Annotated in this window: 12 protein-coding genes; 8 read left to right on the top strand and 4 right to left on the bottom strand. The window is 61.9% G+C overall.

The window, feature by feature from the left end; translation table 11 throughout:
* Nucleotides 1-10 precede the first annotated feature (10 nt).
* From AC15MQ_RS14160 to AC15MQ_RS14175, 4 genes are read right to left on the bottom strand one after another with little or no spacing between them, the layout of a single operon-like run.
* Nucleotides 11-697, bottom strand: a complete 687-nt coding sequence (locus AC15MQ_RS14160) for an ABC-type transport auxiliary lipoprotein family protein (RefSeq protein ID WP_483080444.1) — start codon at nt 695-697, stop codon at nt 11-13.
* Nucleotides 694-1,635: an MlaD family protein gene (locus tag AC15MQ_RS14165; RefSeq protein WP_287669805.1), complete on the bottom strand. Its 942-nt coding sequence runs from the start codon at nt 1,633-1,635 to the stop codon at nt 694-696. Before AC15MQ_RS14165 ends, AC15MQ_RS14160 begins: the two co-directional genes overlap by 4 nt.
* A 19-nt stretch (nt 1,636-1,654) precedes the next feature.
* A complete protein-coding gene (locus tag AC15MQ_RS14170; RefSeq protein WP_483080445.1) occupies nt 1,655-2,446 on the bottom strand; it encodes an ABC transporter ATP-binding protein in 792 nt (263 codons plus the stop codon).
* A 28-nt stretch (nt 2,447-2,474) separates the two neighbouring features.
* Nucleotides 2,475-3,596, bottom strand: coding sequence for an ABC transporter permease (locus AC15MQ_RS14175; RefSeq protein ID WP_350495175.1), 1,122 nt, complete (start codon nt 3,594-3,596; stop codon nt 2,475-2,477).
* Nucleotides 3,597-3,853: 257 nt separating this feature from the next.
* Between AC15MQ_RS14175 and AC15MQ_RS14180 the strand changes: the two genes are divergently transcribed.
* The 8 genes from AC15MQ_RS14180 to AC15MQ_RS14215 all read left to right on the top strand — a co-directional run bounded on the left by AC15MQ_RS14180 (nt 3,854) and on the right by AC15MQ_RS14215 (nt 14,903).
* Nucleotides 3,854-4,678 (top strand): beta/gamma crystallin-related protein, encoded by an 825-nt coding sequence (locus AC15MQ_RS14180; protein WP_350495139.1) that lies wholly within the window; start codon nt 3,854-3,856, stop codon nt 4,676-4,678.
* A 575-nt stretch (nt 4,679-5,253) separates the two neighbouring features.
* Nucleotides 5,254-6,141, top strand: coding sequence for a hypothetical protein (locus AC15MQ_RS14185; protein WP_332336565.1), 888 nt, complete (start codon nt 5,254-5,256; stop codon nt 6,139-6,141).
* Between the two features lie 1,503 nt (nt 6,142-7,644).
* Entirely contained in the window at nt 7,645-8,757 is a 1,113-nt protein-coding gene (locus AC15MQ_RS14190) for a hypothetical protein (protein ID WP_287651975.1), read from the top strand.
* Between the two features lie 310 nt (nt 8,758-9,067).
* Nucleotides 9,068-10,561: a DUF1254 domain-containing protein gene (locus AC15MQ_RS14195; protein ID WP_483080446.1), complete on the top strand. Its 1,494-nt coding sequence runs from the start codon at nt 9,068-9,070 to the stop codon at nt 10,559-10,561.
* 146 nt (nt 10,562-10,707) lie between these two features.
* Nucleotides 10,708-12,771 (top strand): NHL repeat-containing protein, encoded by a 2,064-nt coding sequence (locus tag AC15MQ_RS14200; protein WP_483080447.1) that lies wholly within the window; start codon nt 10,708-10,710, stop codon nt 12,769-12,771.
* Between the two features lie 121 nt (nt 12,772-12,892).
* Nucleotides 12,893-13,603, top strand: a complete 711-nt coding sequence (locus tag AC15MQ_RS14205) for a hypothetical protein (protein WP_483080448.1) — start codon at nt 12,893-12,895, stop codon at nt 13,601-13,603.
* A gap of 40 nt (nt 13,604-13,643) precedes the next feature.
* Nucleotides 13,644-14,255 (top strand): transcriptional repressor LexA, encoded by a 612-nt coding sequence (gene lexA / locus AC15MQ_RS14210; RefSeq protein ID WP_332336557.1) that lies wholly within the window; start codon nt 13,644-13,646, stop codon nt 14,253-14,255.
* Between the two features lie 192 nt (nt 14,256-14,447).
* Complete coding sequence (locus tag AC15MQ_RS14215; RefSeq protein WP_483080449.1) at nt 14,448-14,903, top strand: bacteriohemerythrin; 456 nt, start codon at nt 14,448-14,450, stop codon at nt 14,901-14,903.
* The last annotated feature ends 70 nt before the right edge of the window (nt 14,904-14,973 follow it).

Here is a 14,973-nt window from a genome sequence, read left to right on the forward strand (position 1 = left end):
ATGGCGCGGATTACGGCTGGCGTTGCGGGACGGCTACTGCGGTTGGCTGCCAATGTGCCGTCGCCGTGGCGCAGAATCCGGCAAGCTGTCCCAGCACGCTCTGCACCGCGCGATTGGCGGCAACGACGCCGCCGTAGGGATCGTCACTCGCGGCCGTGACGGACTCGTCGAAAACGCGCCACGCCAGCACCCGTCGCGTCGTGTTGTCCACAACCCAGGCGCGTAGCGTGAAACGCACGCGACTGGGTTGGCTGGCGAAATCCTGCTGCAGGCGCAGGATTTCAGTATCCAGACGCAGGTCGCCGGCGACCGCGGTCGGCGCCAGGATCACCGAACGGAAGGTTCCGCCGCTCCCGAGCGCATCGACGATCAGCGGTGCCAGCATGCGTGCCGGCGTGTCGACCCATTCGCCGTGAGCGAAATAGTCGAGCTTGTGCGCCGTACGCACGTAGATGATGCGCGCGCTGTCGAAACCCGCCGCGGCATGCGGTGGACTGACGATCAGCGTCGGTGCCGTCGGCGGCGCTGTGGCCGGGAGCCGCCCCGTGGCGTCACCTTCGATGCGCGCGCTGTCGAGCGCGTAGAACGACGGCAGTGCCGCGGTCGTCGACCGCAGGGCGCTGCAGCCGCCGAGCAGGGTCAACGACAGACCGAAGGCGCACAGGCGGGCGAGTACTGCGGGGGAGGGACTGGTCATGGCTGTCCTGCTGCGGTTGATGAGGATTCGCCGGGACCTTCCGGTACCGGTCGGCGTCCGAACAGAAGGCTTGCCGGATTGCGTTCGGTCTGCTCGGACAGGCGCCGCAGCGACGCCGACAGGACCGTGAGTTCTTCGAGCAGACCTTCGAGTTCCGGTAGCGTCTCGGTGCCGAAGCGCTGCACGTCGGCGCCGACCGCATCGAAAGTCCTCGCGGCGCCGGCACTCGTGCGGGCGACTTCGCTGCCCATCCTGGCGACGGCGTCGGCGCTGCGGCCGACGCGCTCGACCACCGGCCCGAGTTGCGCCGTTGCCCGCGAGGTGTTTTCGAAAGTCCGCGCGGCATGCGTGATGCCCGCGTCGAGCGCGTCCTTGCGCGCGGCGATGGTGTGCGCCACGGTGGCGAAATCGGCGAGCGCGCCGGCGAATGCCGTCCGGTTGGCGTCGCTGAGGATGGCGTTGACGTTGTTCGACAGGCTGTCGAGCTTGCTCAGCACCGTGCCCAGCAGGTTCTCGACGCGTGCGCCGAGCGACGGCTTGGTGCGAATCAGCGGGTAATCGCTGCCCGCGCGGGCGAGCAGCGGCGGCGCAGCGCGCGTGCCGCCGCTGAGTTCGACGTAGGCAATGCCGGTCAGGCCCTGCGTCTTCAGCACCGCGACGGTGTCCTCGCGGATCGGCGTGCCGCGCTCGATGGCGAAAAGCAGGTTCACCTGTTCCGGATTGCCCGGGTCAAGTTGAATTTGCCGGACCTTGCCGACGTCGACACCGTTGTACTTGACCGGCGCATTGAGATTGAGACCGGCCACCGACTCGTCGACGATCGCCAGGTACAGGTCATGCGCCTTCCGGGAAGCGCCGCCCGAGGCGAGCCAGAGGGCCCCGGCGACGAGCACGGCGCCGAGGACGAGAACGAATGCGCCGACGAGTGGATAGTTCACTTTGGTTTCGATGGTGGCCTCACGATTTTCTGCCGGCTGCCGGCGCGGTCTGTTGTATTGCCTGCGCCTGCGCGGCCCGCCCGCGCGGCCCGGCGAAGAACATGCTGATGGCGGGATGGTCGATTTGCGAGAGCTCGGACATCGACCCGATGCCCTGCACCTTGCCCGCGCCGAGAACCGCGACACGGTCGGCGACCTGCCAGAGCAGGTCGAGGTCGTGGGTGATCATGACGATGGTCAGACCGAAGGTGTCGCGCAGCTTGCGCACCAGCTCGTCGACGCCGCCGGCGCTGGCCGGGTCGAGGCCGGCGGTCGGTTCGTCGAGAAACAGCAGTTCCGGGTCGAGTGCCAGCGCGCGCGCGAGCGAGGCTCGTTTCATCATGCCGCCGCTGAGTTCGGCGGGATACTGTGCCCCCACCTCCGGCTTGAGTCCGGTGATGGCCAGTTTCCAGTCGGCGATCTCGTCGATCAGCGAGTCGTCGAGCCGGGTATGCTCGCGCAGCGGCAGGCCGACGTTTTCCTTCACCGTCAGCGAACCGAACAGGCCCCCGTGCTGGAACATCACCCCCCAGCGCCGGCGCAGCGCCAGCGCCTGATCGTCGGCGATGTCCTGCAGGTCCACGCCGAGCACCCGGATACTGCCCGCGTTCGGGCGCTGCAGCAGGATCATTTCGCGCAGCAGCGTCGACTTGCCCGAGCCGCTGCCGCCGATCAGCGCGAAGACCTCGGCACGGCGCACCTGCAGGTCGACTTCCGTATGCACCACATGCTCGCCGAAGCGCGTCGACACCTTGCGCAGTTCGATGACCACTTCGGCGGGTGGCGTTGCGCTCTGCACCTCAGAGGTCCAGTGCGCTGAAGGCGACCGAGAACAGGGCGTCGGCCAGGATCACCAGAAAAGTCGACTGCACGACGCTGCGCGTGGTCTGGCGGCCGACGCTGTCGGCGCCGCCGCGGGTGCGAAAACCCTGGAAGCAGCCGATCACGGCGATGATCATGGCGAAGACCGGCGCCTTGCAGATGCCCACCAGATACGAGGTCACACTCACCGCCTTGACGAAGCGGTCGATGAACTCGCCGAAGCTGACGCCGAGTTGCGCGCGCGCCATGAGCATGCCGCCAAAAACGCCGAGGACGTCGGAGAATACCGTCAGCAGGGGCAGGGCGACGGCCAGGGCGAAGATTTTCGGGAGCACCAGCAGCTCCAGCGGCGAGATTCCGAGCGTGCGCAGCGCGTCGATCTCCTCGGTCACCGACATGGTGCCAATTTGCGCCGCATAGGCCGATCCCGAGCGCCCGGCGATGATGATCGCCGTGATCAGCGGCGCGAACTCGCGCAACATCGACAGGCCGACCAGATCGGCGACGAAGATGTTGGCTCCGTATTGCCGGAGCTGGCCGGCGCCCTGATAGGCAATGACGATTCCCAGCAGGAACGACAGCAGCCCGACGATCGGCAGGGCGTCGAAGCCGGCGCTGCGCAGGTTGTACAGCAGGGGGCGCCACCTGCAGCGCGCCGGGTGTGCGACGCAGCCGGCCAACGCGACCGCGACCTCGCCGACGAAGCCGAGCAGCGCCAGGGCCTGTTCGAGGACGGCGACGGTGCTGCGGCCGAGATCCTCCAGCTTCGATGTGGAGCGGCGGGCGGCGGGCGCGGCGGGCAGCACGGCCGCCTGCCCGACGACTTCGAGCAGCCTGGCGAACTCGGGACGCAGGTCCAGCAGTTGCACGCCGACGCCGGCTTCGCCTTCGCCGCGCAAGCGCTGCAGAAGCTTCTGCAGGACCCACGCGCCGGCGGTATCGAGCGCTTCGATTCGCGCGCTGTCGACGACCATTGCCGATCCCGGAGCGCGGCCCAGCGCAGCGATCTGCGGCCCGATCGCGTCGAGCCCGCGCGTCGTCCAGGCGCCCGCAAGCGACAGCTTGGCGGGCGTCGACTGCGTGATTGTGGCGGGCGTCACCAACAGGAGGTCCATAGATGAGCGCGAGCTTAGGTGAAGCCTCCTGGGCCGTATGTACGCACGCGCACAGAATCGCCACAGTCGAGGGGCAACAATGGCGATGGCGCCAGGGATTGCTGCGCCAGCGCCGGTCGCGTCGTCAATCGCGCCGGGCGCTTGCGACTCCCTGCGCGTCGTCAACTCGCTGCGTCCCGGCCCATGCATCGCCGAGGTGGAGAGTTGGTTCTGCAACGCACAACGCTTTCCACGAGGCAGCCATGAATGCAATCTTGAGAAACGCCCTGGCGCTGGCGGGCGTGGCCTTCGCCACCCAGGCCGCCGCACAGCTTACCTTCTACGAGCGTGAAGGTTTTGAAGGACGCTCGTTTACCACCCGGGAACCGATCCGCAACTTCGAGAACCGCGGCTTCAATGATCGCGCCTCTTCGGTGGTGGTCTTCCGTGCCCCCTGGGAAGTCTGCGAGGACGCGCGCTTCAGCGGTCGCTGTGTCGTCTTGCGTCCCGGCCGCTATCCGTCGCTGGCGGCGATGGGCCTGAACGACCGCGTATCGTCGGCGCGGGTGCTGGGCAGGAACTCGCGGATCGACGACAGCCGTTATGCGCCCCTGCCGGTGGTCGCCGAAGACTACCGCTGGCGTGGCAACGAGCGCCTGTACGAGGCCAGTGTCACCTCGGTGCACGCGGTGCTCGGACCACCCGAACGCCGATGCTGGATCGAGCATGAACAGGTGCTTGACGACGATCATGGCGGCGCCAACGTTCCGGGCGCGATTGCCGGGGCCCTGATTGGCGGCATTCTTGGGCATCAGGTCGGCGGTGGCCGAGGCAAGGACCTGGCCACCGCCGGTGGCGCCGTCGCCGGTGCCGCGGTCGGCGCCAACGTCGGGCGCAGCAGTGGCGGACAGCAGGTGCGCACCCAGGATGTGGAGCGTTGCTCGACGGTGCCCAGCCAGGGACCGCCCGCATACTGGGACGTCACCTACGACTTCCGGGGCGAGGAACACCGCGTCCAGTTGAAGTCACGTCCCGGAGCGACCGTCACCGTCAACCAGCGCGGCGAGCCCCGCGAGTCAAGGCCCTGACGTCACGAAAGCGCTATCGGAAGCTGCCTCAGGCGGCTGATCGCCGTCGCCGCGCGCCGGCGCCGGGCAGAACTTCCGGCGCTGCCGTCGCGGCGCTTCAATTGCCGGGTTTCGGACGGCAATGCCAAGGCTCTGCGCCGGCAGCATAAGCCTCGGAAACGCACGCGCCGGCCCGGCCGGCAGGCCGCGTCGCTGGCGAAATGCATTCTGGCCGCAAGCTGCAAGGGTTTGCGGCCATGCGCGGTGGTTCCCGTCGACGCGCGCTGGGATATCGAGGGTTGATCGGTCGGCAGCGGTGGCTGGCTTGCCGGGAGTCCGGATACACCAGGTCCCACACCGAGTGGTGGCGATGTCACCGCGAAGGGTCAGAACGTTCTCGGTGGGCTCAAAAACGCCATGTCGCAGTGCCGCTTTACGCGAAATTTTAGTACAGTGTGGCAACGCACACACACGACTCCAAGCATGCTGTGGTGATGTCTTCAGCGCGATCCATGACGCCGCATCAGGGAGCCGGCGCCGAAGTTGTGGCGCAAACCTGTCTCCCGAAAACAAAGTTAGGCCTCACGAAGTCACCTATGCAAGAGTTCGCATCGCTAGTCCAAGCTTTTGCTGCCATCCTTTGGCCAGCCTTCGCGTTTACTGCACTCTTCACATTCCGATCCCAAATCGCTGATCTTCTCGCTCGACTGAAGAAGGGAAAGCTCCTTGGCCAAGAGATTGAGTTGAACGAGTCGCTTCAGAAGCTTCAGCTCGCGGCAGAGTCCGTGCAGACCGAAGTTGCCGCGTTGCCGGAGCCAGCGCCGTCACCGAAGTCGGATGCAGAGCAGGCTCGCGAACAAGATGTTGCGCAAAGAATCATTGGTGAGGCAGCACAGTCACCCAAGGCCGCGCTGATCAGCCTGGCTGCTGAGCTTGAGAGGCTGGCACAAGAGGTTCTGGCCACAACCGGACACCTAAAAGGGCGTCGCTTTGTCCCAATTCAGCAAGCGATCGCTGAACTGCACCAGACATTTGGGCTCGCTGCGCACGTGCCAAGCTCCCTGCAACACTTTTGGGATGTCCGCAATCGATTGATACATCGCGGCGAAGGAAGTAATGAAGATATCCTTCGTGCTGTTGACTCAGGGTTGTCAATTCTTCGCGCATTGCAGGCCATGCCAAGAGAGGTCAACGTTGTCTACGATCCCGCAGTTGCAATCTTCTCCGATGAAAAGCTTACGGACCCCATCGCAGGTGTTCACGGGGTTCTCCTTGAAACCCACTCGCCTGGCGGAGTTTCAAAGTCGTTCCGCATCTATCCTTCTTCGCAGACTCACTTCAAGAAAGGCAAGCAGGTTTCGTGGGAATGGAACATGGCACTGGTGCTTGGCCCCGCTTGGTATCGAGATCCCGAGACGGGTACGGGTAAGCAAGCTTGGGGAAGTTCTGCCGAGTTTGTTGGCCGTCACCTAGATGAACTGTAGCGTGCCAGCGGTGAGGCCTAACCATTCCTTCAAGCGGACTGGCCTTCGGCCAGCCGCTTAAGTCAAACGTTGGGCATCACAGAAAACAGTCCACGCCAGCCTCAAAAGGAGAACTCAATGCCCACACTAAATTGGCTTCAAGTAGTCGATCGTCCGACTGAACGGCTCGAATTCGGTGCGTGCCACGTGAACCTAGCATGGCGGCGACACAAGACGCCACAGAGCAAATTCCTGGGTTTGAAGTCTGCTTTCTCTACCAGCAGCCATCGGCTCACATTGCTTCTTCAAGCGGTCGAATCGAACTACAACGCGCGAAATCACCCAGAGAGAGGCCAAGCACTATTTGCCGCTGTTTGGTTCGCCGACTCTCCGTGGGCCATTCTCTGTAGCCCAACCCACGCTACGTTGGTAGAGAGGCAGGCCATGGAGACAATATCCGAGCAGAAGACGAGGAACGACCAAATAGTCGAAGCCTTACGAGTATTGTTCGAATCCAGTCCCGTTGCGCTTCGCAGACCACTCAATGATTCCTTCTACGAAAGCGTTCTGCGCCGCCTGTGATGCCCAACCCCGCGGTCAACCTCGCTCCGTTCGGTCGCTGGACGCTGCGCGATAAAGCCGCGCAGCGCCGGTTACCGCAACGTTAGGTGTCATCAAGACTGTGCCGCTGAAGGCTCGCATTAGCACCAACGTCGCGGCCTCAAAGGTCGCGTCGAAAGTCTCGCGCGAGTTCGCCAAATGCATTGATCCATGCCGCTTAAGCCACGGCGGCCCATTTACTGTAATCGCTTTTCCAGGACGGCGTGGCGATTCAAACTCAATCGTGGACACGACTGCTATAACGAAAGCCTTAGGACAAATTGAAAGCATGAATCAGATCATCGCAGTCGCTCACGATTTCACATCTGAAGCACGGAATAAACTTGATCATATGAACGCGATAATGTTCTATCTCAGCGACTTTGGCTGGACTGATGAAAGATGGAGTTTCATTCGAGATAAAGTAAGCCGCTAGGTAGACACGCGTGAGCCCTAACCATCTAGGTGTAATTAATATCTATGCCAAAGTGCGGAAATTGGAAATAGGGGACAGACCACGGTTACCTAGTTTTTAGAGCAGAAGAAACAAGATAACCGTGGTCTGTCCCCTATTTTACCCCATAAGCACCGCCTTGGTGGCGGTTCCGTCCAACAAGGTTTATCTGCCGCGCGCCGCCTGCGCTTGGTCCGCACGCATTCTGGGCGGCAGATAAACGCTATTCGTTATTCCTCTAATCGCCCATGACACACGTACTTATAGATAACGCAACTGTCTCCGGCGTTCAGCGTGCCCTCGGCAAAGCTGCTATTCGAGAGCCGTCACTCCTTGACGTTGAACACGTCACTCTCAGTAGATTCTGTGAAGCATTGCTATTGGCTGATTCTGTAAGCGTCCCCGATAACTACAAAGCTCAATTCACACCGGCCCGAAAAGCACTTCTCAAGGCAAGTGGCGTAACGTTCATGAACGTTCCTGAGCCAGAAGAGGTTTCCCTGGGCGAGATAGCTCGCGGCCTTGCTCTAACCTGGAAAGATGCCTACAACGCGGGCAACCAACGAGCCCTATTCGATCTGTACTTCACGCAAGTAGACGCATTCGCCAAGTTCATCTGGGAACATTCTGGTTCGGCCTTCTATCTGGTATTTCGAGCGAACGGCATCGACAAAGAGAGTCCACTAATTGAGGCAGTACTAGCTACCCAAACCGATGACTCGATGGGAAAGGAACTCCAGATCGTTGGAATCGATGGTGCTCCTGTTCCATGGGAAAAGCTCTCCGGCCATGTTCAAAGAATGATGTCCGTCATGGGGTGGCTTGGTCATCAATACATATGGCATCAGGTCTTCGCGGCTCAACATGACCTTGCCTATATGCCGCACCCGTTGCGCGATTTTTTCGCCTACGACTTTCTTGAGCGCGTCCATTTGGGTGCCACCTCTTCTGCATCGTTCGCTAAGGCGTTCACCGATGGCCTAGCAAAATTCCAAGGCAAGGTGAGCGACAGCTTAGCCCGGCTTGGGGCACAGAGAACATCAATAACCCTCAACTTGCCGGGTCTTCTTCCGGTAGTTGTCCGCGAATGTACTTCAAAGGATGATTTCTTAACCGTTCTCGGGCAGCTTCGCGGTGATCAAAAAGTGATCGAACTTCGGGAGATGCTTAATGCTGCGCAGAACTCTGCTGATCATGGCAATTTCACACCACTGGCGAAGCTGGTGCGTGACATAGAGCTTGTCGGAGTCAACATCTTGCGGCAAAGAGGCCTTGAAGACCGGATCATCAAACTGTCACCGCCGACAAGCATCACCGGAATAAAGCTCGAAGGAGACGATTCGTCACTGGGAATGCGGATACCTTCCCTGCTCTACAAGCAGTACTTCGTTGGGCGCCGCTACAGGGCCCTCGTCCGAAGCGTGATGGAGGAACTCACAATCCCAGCGCAACTCGGAGCAATTAAGAACAAGCTCAATAGCTGGGCATGGATTGATGAAGATCAGTTTCCGAAGTTCTATCTAAAGCACGATAAAACGCCTTCGCTCTTCCACAAGCCATTCACGCATTCAACCTATGACTAACTGCCAAATGGCATCCTGCCCAGCGAGGCGTAACCCTTCGGTGCAGGGGGCGCTGCGCTATAAGGGTAAATGGAGGACAGACCTCGATTTCCTGGTTTTCAGAGCAGAAGAAACAAGATAACCGTGGTCTGTCCTTTATTTTACTCCTTTTTCAAGGGACGCTCCGTAATCGGCGCGTCCCTGTGCTTTGACGTTGAGCCTCCCGGGCCGGCACTCGGCCGCACAGTAGTTAAACTCGGATTCACACTTAATAAGGAGAAAAGCAGTGGAGTCAGTTAATCGGATTAGCCTATGCGCAGTGCTGGCTGGAATGGTTCTGTCTGCGTCAGGTCAGACCTTCGCGGTGGAGCCTGTTGGAGCGCCAGCGGATTCCCGGTTCAAGTTCTCGACGCCCATGGGCCCGGGCATCGCCGTGCCTGACAAGATCGAAAGCTCCATCGGCACCCTGAATCTGAGATACGGCTATCCGAAGGCAGACACCGTCGAGAAGATCTACGACAATCTTGATCGTTCGCGTGCCCTGCAGGCTTACCTCATGGCGATCCCGATCGTGAATCAGGCGGGCATGCGCGACTCGCTGCGCAAGTTCGGGCCGGACAACCAGACCGATGTCATCTGGGAAGACCTCGTCGATGCTCGTACGGTGGAACTCACGGCGAACGACAACACCATCTACAACTTCATCTGGCTCGACACGAAGAAAGGTCCGCTGGTTGTGGAGATTCCGCCCGAGGTCCTGGGCGGCGTAAACGATTTCTGGTATCGCTGGGTCGCCGACGTGGGCATTACCGGCGAGGATCGTGGTAAAGGCGGCAAGTACCTCGTTCTACCGCCCGGCTACAAGGGTGAGGTACCAGCGGGTTATGTGGTCCTGCATCCCAGCACGTTCGGCAACTGGCTTTTCTTTCGCGCTTTCCTCGTCGATGGCTCCACGAAGCCCGGCGTCGAGTCGGTCAAGAAGCACCTGAAGATCTATCAGCTTTCGGAGGCCGCGAATCCTCCATCGGTCAAGTTCATCAATGCCTCGGGCGTTCCCTCGACTTTCGTCGCTCCCGGCGACTACGGGTTCTGGGAACTCTTGAACAAGGTTATCCAGGAAGAGCCCTCGGAAGGCAGCGATCCGACGACGCTTGGCCTGTTTGCCTCCATCGGCATTGTCAAAGGGCAAACTTTCTCGCCCGACGATCGGATGAAGAAGATCCTCACCGACGCGGCCAATATCGGCGCCGTCACGGCGCGTACCATCGCCTTCAAGGTGCGGTCGAAAGACGCGTACTTTTTCCCGAACAGCGCGTGGCGTCTACCGTTCTTTGGCGGCTACAAGTTCGAGAGCGCGCCCGGCGTGACGAACATGGACGGCTACATCTTTTACTACTACTTTGCCACCGGCGTTACCCCCGCCATGGAGATGAAGATGGTCGGCAGGGGGTCGCAATATCCATGGGCGGTTCAGGACTCGAAGGGCAACCCGTTCGACGGCGGAAAGACCTACAGGATGCGCTTGCCGCCCAACGTGCCGGTGAAGGATTTCTGGTCGGTCATCGTGTATGACAATCAGACGCGCTCAATGGTCCAGACGGATCAGAAGTCTCCGAGCGTGAGCAGTCAGAACCAAGCGCTGAAGACGAACGCAGACGGGTCAGTGGATGTCTATTTCGGCCCGCGCGCGCCGAAAGGGCTTGAGAACAACTGGGTGCAGACGATTCCCGGCAAAGGATGGTTCATGATCCTGCGCCTCTACGGGCCGCTGGAACCGTGGTTCGACAAGACCTGGCGACCGGGGGAGATCGAGCTTCAGCCGTAACTCCCCAGCGGTGTGCATGTGTCGCAGCGCTCAGCAAGCCGCCCAGCACCGTTTCCAGCGGACGGCGCTGACGCGCCGCCTCTGAACCGGGGCGTTGGCGGGCCAGGAAACATGCCTTACCCCAAGAAGCCAGAAAGGAAACTCCGATGGAAGTCACACGTAAACAAGACCTCCTCGCCGCGGTGCTCATTGGCACGCTGGCCACGGCAGGTTTCGGGCTGGCGCTGCCAGCCGCTGCGGCCAATCTCGACGGCCAGGTGCTCGGCGGCGGCGCGCCAATCGCCAACGCATCCGTGACGCTATGGCAGGCTGGCAGCGGCACGCCGCGGCCACTGGCGCAAGCGCGCAGCGGCGCCGATGGCCGCTTTGCGGTGGCCGCGCCCGGTGCGCCGCTGGCCGAAGGTTCGCTGTACCTGGTGGCCCGCGGCGGCACGCCCGCAGCCGGCAAGGGCGGCGGCGACAACCCGGCGATTTCGCTGCTGACGGTGCTGGGTGCCAAGGCGCCGGCCAAGGTGACGATCAACGAGATGACCACCATCGCCTCGGTGTGGACGCACAACCAGTTCATCGATGGCGAGGCCATCAAGGGCCAGCCGCTGCAGCTGAAGATTGCCGCCGGCAACGTGCCCAGCTTCGTCGACCTGCAAACCGGCGGCTGGGGCGGCACGATCCAGGATCCGCTGAACAGCGGCCAGACGCCGACGATGGCCAATTTCGCCACGCTGGCCAGCGTGCTGGGCGGTTGCGTCACGCGCGTGCGGCCCGAGGCCTGCGAGACCGTCTTCCTGGCCGCACAGGGCCCTCGAGGTGGCGTGCCCACCGACACGCTGCGGGCGGCCCACGCCATCGCACAGGCGCCGTGGTATCAGCCAGAGCGCGTGTTCAAGGCGCTCGAAGCCTTGTATCCGGTGCCGCAGGGCAAGACGATGCGCGCGGTGCCCTATATGCCTTATCTGCAGGTCGCGCCCAGTGCCTGGGTTCTGCCGCTGAAGTTCGACGGCGGTGGCTACCGGGCCGGCGGCAAGGCGATGTTCGATGCCGAAGGCAACCTCTGGGTCGGCAACAACTTCACCGTCGGCTGGCAGGCCAACGACGCGCTGTGGCAGGGCAACGCCACCAAGTTCGACCCCAACGGCAAGCCGCTGTCACCGATCACCACCGGCTTCACCGGCGGCGGCATGCAGGGCGGCACCTTCGGCGCAGCCATCGACCTGAAGGGCAACGTCTGGCTGGCCAGCTACGGCAGCAAGTCCATCACCGTGTTCGACAAGGACGGCAAGCCGCTGACGCCACCCGACGGCATCAACTTCGGCGGGCGCCTCGGCCTGATGCAGGGCATCATCACCGCGCCTGACGGCGATGTGTGGGCGCTGGGCGTGTCCAGGCGGCAGCTGCTGCACTTCCCGAAGGGCGACTGGAACAACGGCCGCATCGTCTGCGAAGGCGACAGCGCCGAACCCTGCAAGTCCTTCACCGCGCCGTTCCATCTGGCCATCGACCAGCAGAACCGCATCTGGGTGTCGGACAGTTCGCTACACGTGATTCGCTTCCCGGCGGCCGACCCGGGCCAGGCGCTGAAGCTCGACGTGCACTCCAACAACAGCGGCCTGAATATCGACAGCCAGGGCAACGTCTGGGTCACCAACCGCTTCGGCTCCGGCCTGCTTGGCATGGCGCACATGGTCGACATGGCGGTGCACCTGAAGACCGGCGGGGTGCTGTCGGCCTCCGACTACCTGACCAAGACCATGTCCGAGCAGAAGGGCGGCAGCGGCAGCATCACCGTGCTGCGGCCCGATGGCACGCCGCTGCGCGGCTCGCCCTTCAAGGGTGGCGGCCTGCCGGGGCCGTGGGCGGTGGTGGTGGACGGCAACGACAACCTGTGGGTCAGCAATTTCGCCATGCCGGCCAGCCCGATCGTGCAACTGTGCGGCGTGCGTACCGAGCATTGCCCGCCAGGGTTCAAGACCGGTGATCAGATCGCGCCGCCGGGCGGTTACGTGGGTGGGGGCTTGCAGTTGCAGACGGACATCGCCATCGGCCCGGCCGGTGACGTCTGGGCCATGAACAACTGGCAGGACATCGACAGCTGCTATCCCGGCGCGACGGAGGCGCTGTCCACGCGCTGCGGCGGGCAGGGCGTGGTGATCTTCTTCGGCATGGCCAAGCCGGTGCGTGCACCGCAGATCGGGCCGGCCCGGCCATTTTGAAGCGCAAGGGAAAATCTCCAGGCATCCATGCTCGGCGGAGCCGCCTGATCCGCCAGCCAACCCGGCATTGCCGCGGACTCGTTTCGCTCACCGCTGAATTTGAACGTTGGATGGCTCATCAATGCTTGCACAAGGCCTCAGTGCATTGAGACCCCTCAACAAGGCTGTCCTGGTGGTTGCCGGATATCTGCTTGCGATTCTGGCGGCTTTCTTGGTCGTGTCGATCCATTACGTGGCGACAGACGGGCCGGATCGGCAAGCATCTTCCGGAATGTATTCCTTTGCGGATGGCCTGCTGTTCCTTGCGGTGTTTGGATTTGCCTCCATTCCAGCTTCCTGTGCGGCGCTATGCTTTCTCCGCCAGGTGCAACGCTACTGGTCTGCACTTTCCTTCGTTGCGCTTTCAATCGCCAGCACTGGCCTCGTCGCGCTGTATGCCTGCTTCGCGAGGCCATCGGCAATTGCGGATTCGGTGCTTTATCTCGTGGTAACCCTCTGGCCAATCCGAGTGCTCATCGCGCCGCTGCTTGCAGCGGCATTCTTGATCTCTGGCCTGTTCGCTCCCAACCGCTCAGCGCGCATCGCGATTTTCGTTGCTGCTGCCCTGGAGACTCTGGTCTTTGCCTCCGTAGCGATTCATTTCGTTCTCACTAATCGTGTGCTCGCCTCTCTGCTGCCGGAATGGCGAGTGTCGGTATCGATCGGCATGGCGATGCTCCCAGGCGGTGTCGGGGAGTTTCCGGGCCTGACGGGAAGCGTTGCCTTCGCAGCCGGCCCTGGATTCGTACCGGGCTCCCCACCAACGGCAGGTTGGGCTTGCCTTTTGCGGTAAACTGTAAAAAAATACAGTATCAGGACGAAAGGCCACGATCATGAGCAAGCCTGCTTCACTTACGCCCCGGCAACGGGAAATCCTCGACTTCATTCGCGACACGCTGGAGAAGTTTGGCGCACCGCCGACGCGGGCCGAAATTGCCCATGCTTTCGGCTTTGCCTCGCACAATGCTGCGGAAGAACACCTCAAGGCACTCGCCAGGAAAGGCATCATCGTTCTCGAACCGGGGTCGGCGCGCGGCATCCGGCTGGTCGAGCAGCTCGGCCTGCCGCTGGTCGGCAGCGTGGCTGCCGGCAGCCCGATACTGGCGGTGGAAAATGTCCAGCGCCGTTACATGCTCGACGCCAGCCTGTTCAAACCACGTGCCGACTTCCTGGTGCGGGTGCGTGGCCTGTCGATGATCAATGCCGGCATTCTGGACGGGGACCTGCTTGCCGTACACCGCAGCAGCGAAGCACGTAACGGCCAGATTGTCGTCGCCAGGCTCGATGACGAGGTGACGGTCAAGCGCTTCCGCCAGCAGGGTCAAATTGTCGAACTGATCGCCGAGAATCCGGATTTTGCACCGATCATCGTCGATACGGGATCCCGGGCCCTGGCTATCGAAGGCATTGCCGTCGGTCTGATCCGCGGCGGCGAGGCGATGTGAGTGCGCTCCGTGCTGCGGCAGGTCTTCATCGACGATATTTCTGCATTCCCTTGATTGCCCGATATGCGGCGGCGGGATACCCTCCCGCAAGGTTTATTTGCCTGAACCCCTGCTCTTTTACTGGAATTCGGCGGGCCCTTTTTTTATACTGTGTCCATCAGAAAGTCTGACCTTTTCCTGCGGAGCCTGGTGATGGAGATCAATCGTGCCGGTATGTTGCCGGAGGCCTTGCTGATCGATCTGCCAGAAATTGATGCGCAGCACGAAGAAATCTTCCGGCGTATCGAGATGCTCAAGGCGGTATGCTTCGGCAGCGGACCGCTTCCTTTCGAAGACTTCGACCAGCTTCTCGCTTATCTCAAGTGCCATTTCGCCACCGAAGAACGCGTTGCCACCGAGAATGGTGCGGACTTCGCAGATCATGCCGCGGTTCACCGGGAAAATCTGCAGGCGCTGCAAAGGGCGTTCGACGAGGTGCGCGACGGTGCGCGTGATGTTCATTCCTACCTGCGGTATGCCGAGTATTGGTTCGAGCGCCACATCGCCGAGGAAGACAAGCCTTTTGCCGTCAGGGTGCTTGAGCGCAGGCTGACGGCTTCTGCCAGATCGCAATCCGCAGCCAGCGAATTTTCCGCGGTACGCCTCTGAACTTTCTCCGGCCAGGTCCTCCCGCTCGCTTCGAACGTCTGACAGCCGTGGCTACGAATGCGCTGCAGCC

The organism is Candidatus Accumulibacter propinquus (assembly GCF_056856495.1).

What these genes read in the sequence shown, in the direction of transcription:
- AC15MQ_RS14215 (WP_483080449.1), top strand. Translation starts at nt 14,448, where the DNA reads ATGGAGATCAATCGTGCCGGTATGTTGCCGGAGGCCTTGCTGATCGAT.
- AC15MQ_RS14180 (WP_350495139.1), top strand. Translation starts at nt 3,854, where the DNA reads ATGAATGCAATCTTGAGAAACGCCCTGGCGCTGGCGGGCGTGGCCTTC.
- AC15MQ_RS14185 (WP_332336565.1), top strand. Translation starts at nt 5,254, where the DNA reads ATGCAAGAGTTCGCATCGCTAGTCCAAGCTTTTGCTGCCATCCTTTGG.
- AC15MQ_RS14190 (WP_287651975.1), top strand. Translation starts at nt 7,645, where the DNA reads ATGAACGTTCCTGAGCCAGAAGAGGTTTCCCTGGGCGAGATAGCTCGC.
- AC15MQ_RS14160 (WP_483080444.1), bottom strand. Translation starts at nt 697, where the DNA reads ATGACCAGTCCCTCCCCCGCAGTACTCGCCCGCCTGTGCGCCTTCGGT.
- AC15MQ_RS14195 (WP_483080446.1), top strand. Translation starts at nt 9,068, where the DNA reads ATGGTTCTGTCTGCGTCAGGTCAGACCTTCGCGGTGGAGCCTGTTGGA.
- AC15MQ_RS14205 (WP_483080448.1), top strand. Translation starts at nt 12,893, where the DNA reads ATGCTTGCACAAGGCCTCAGTGCATTGAGACCCCTCAACAAGGCTGTC.
- AC15MQ_RS14200 (WP_483080447.1), top strand. Translation starts at nt 10,708, where the DNA reads ATGGAAGTCACACGTAAACAAGACCTCCTCGCCGCGGTGCTCATTGGC.
- lexA (WP_332336557.1), top strand. Translation starts at nt 13,644, where the DNA reads ATGAGCAAGCCTGCTTCACTTACGCCCCGGCAACGGGAAATCCTCGAC.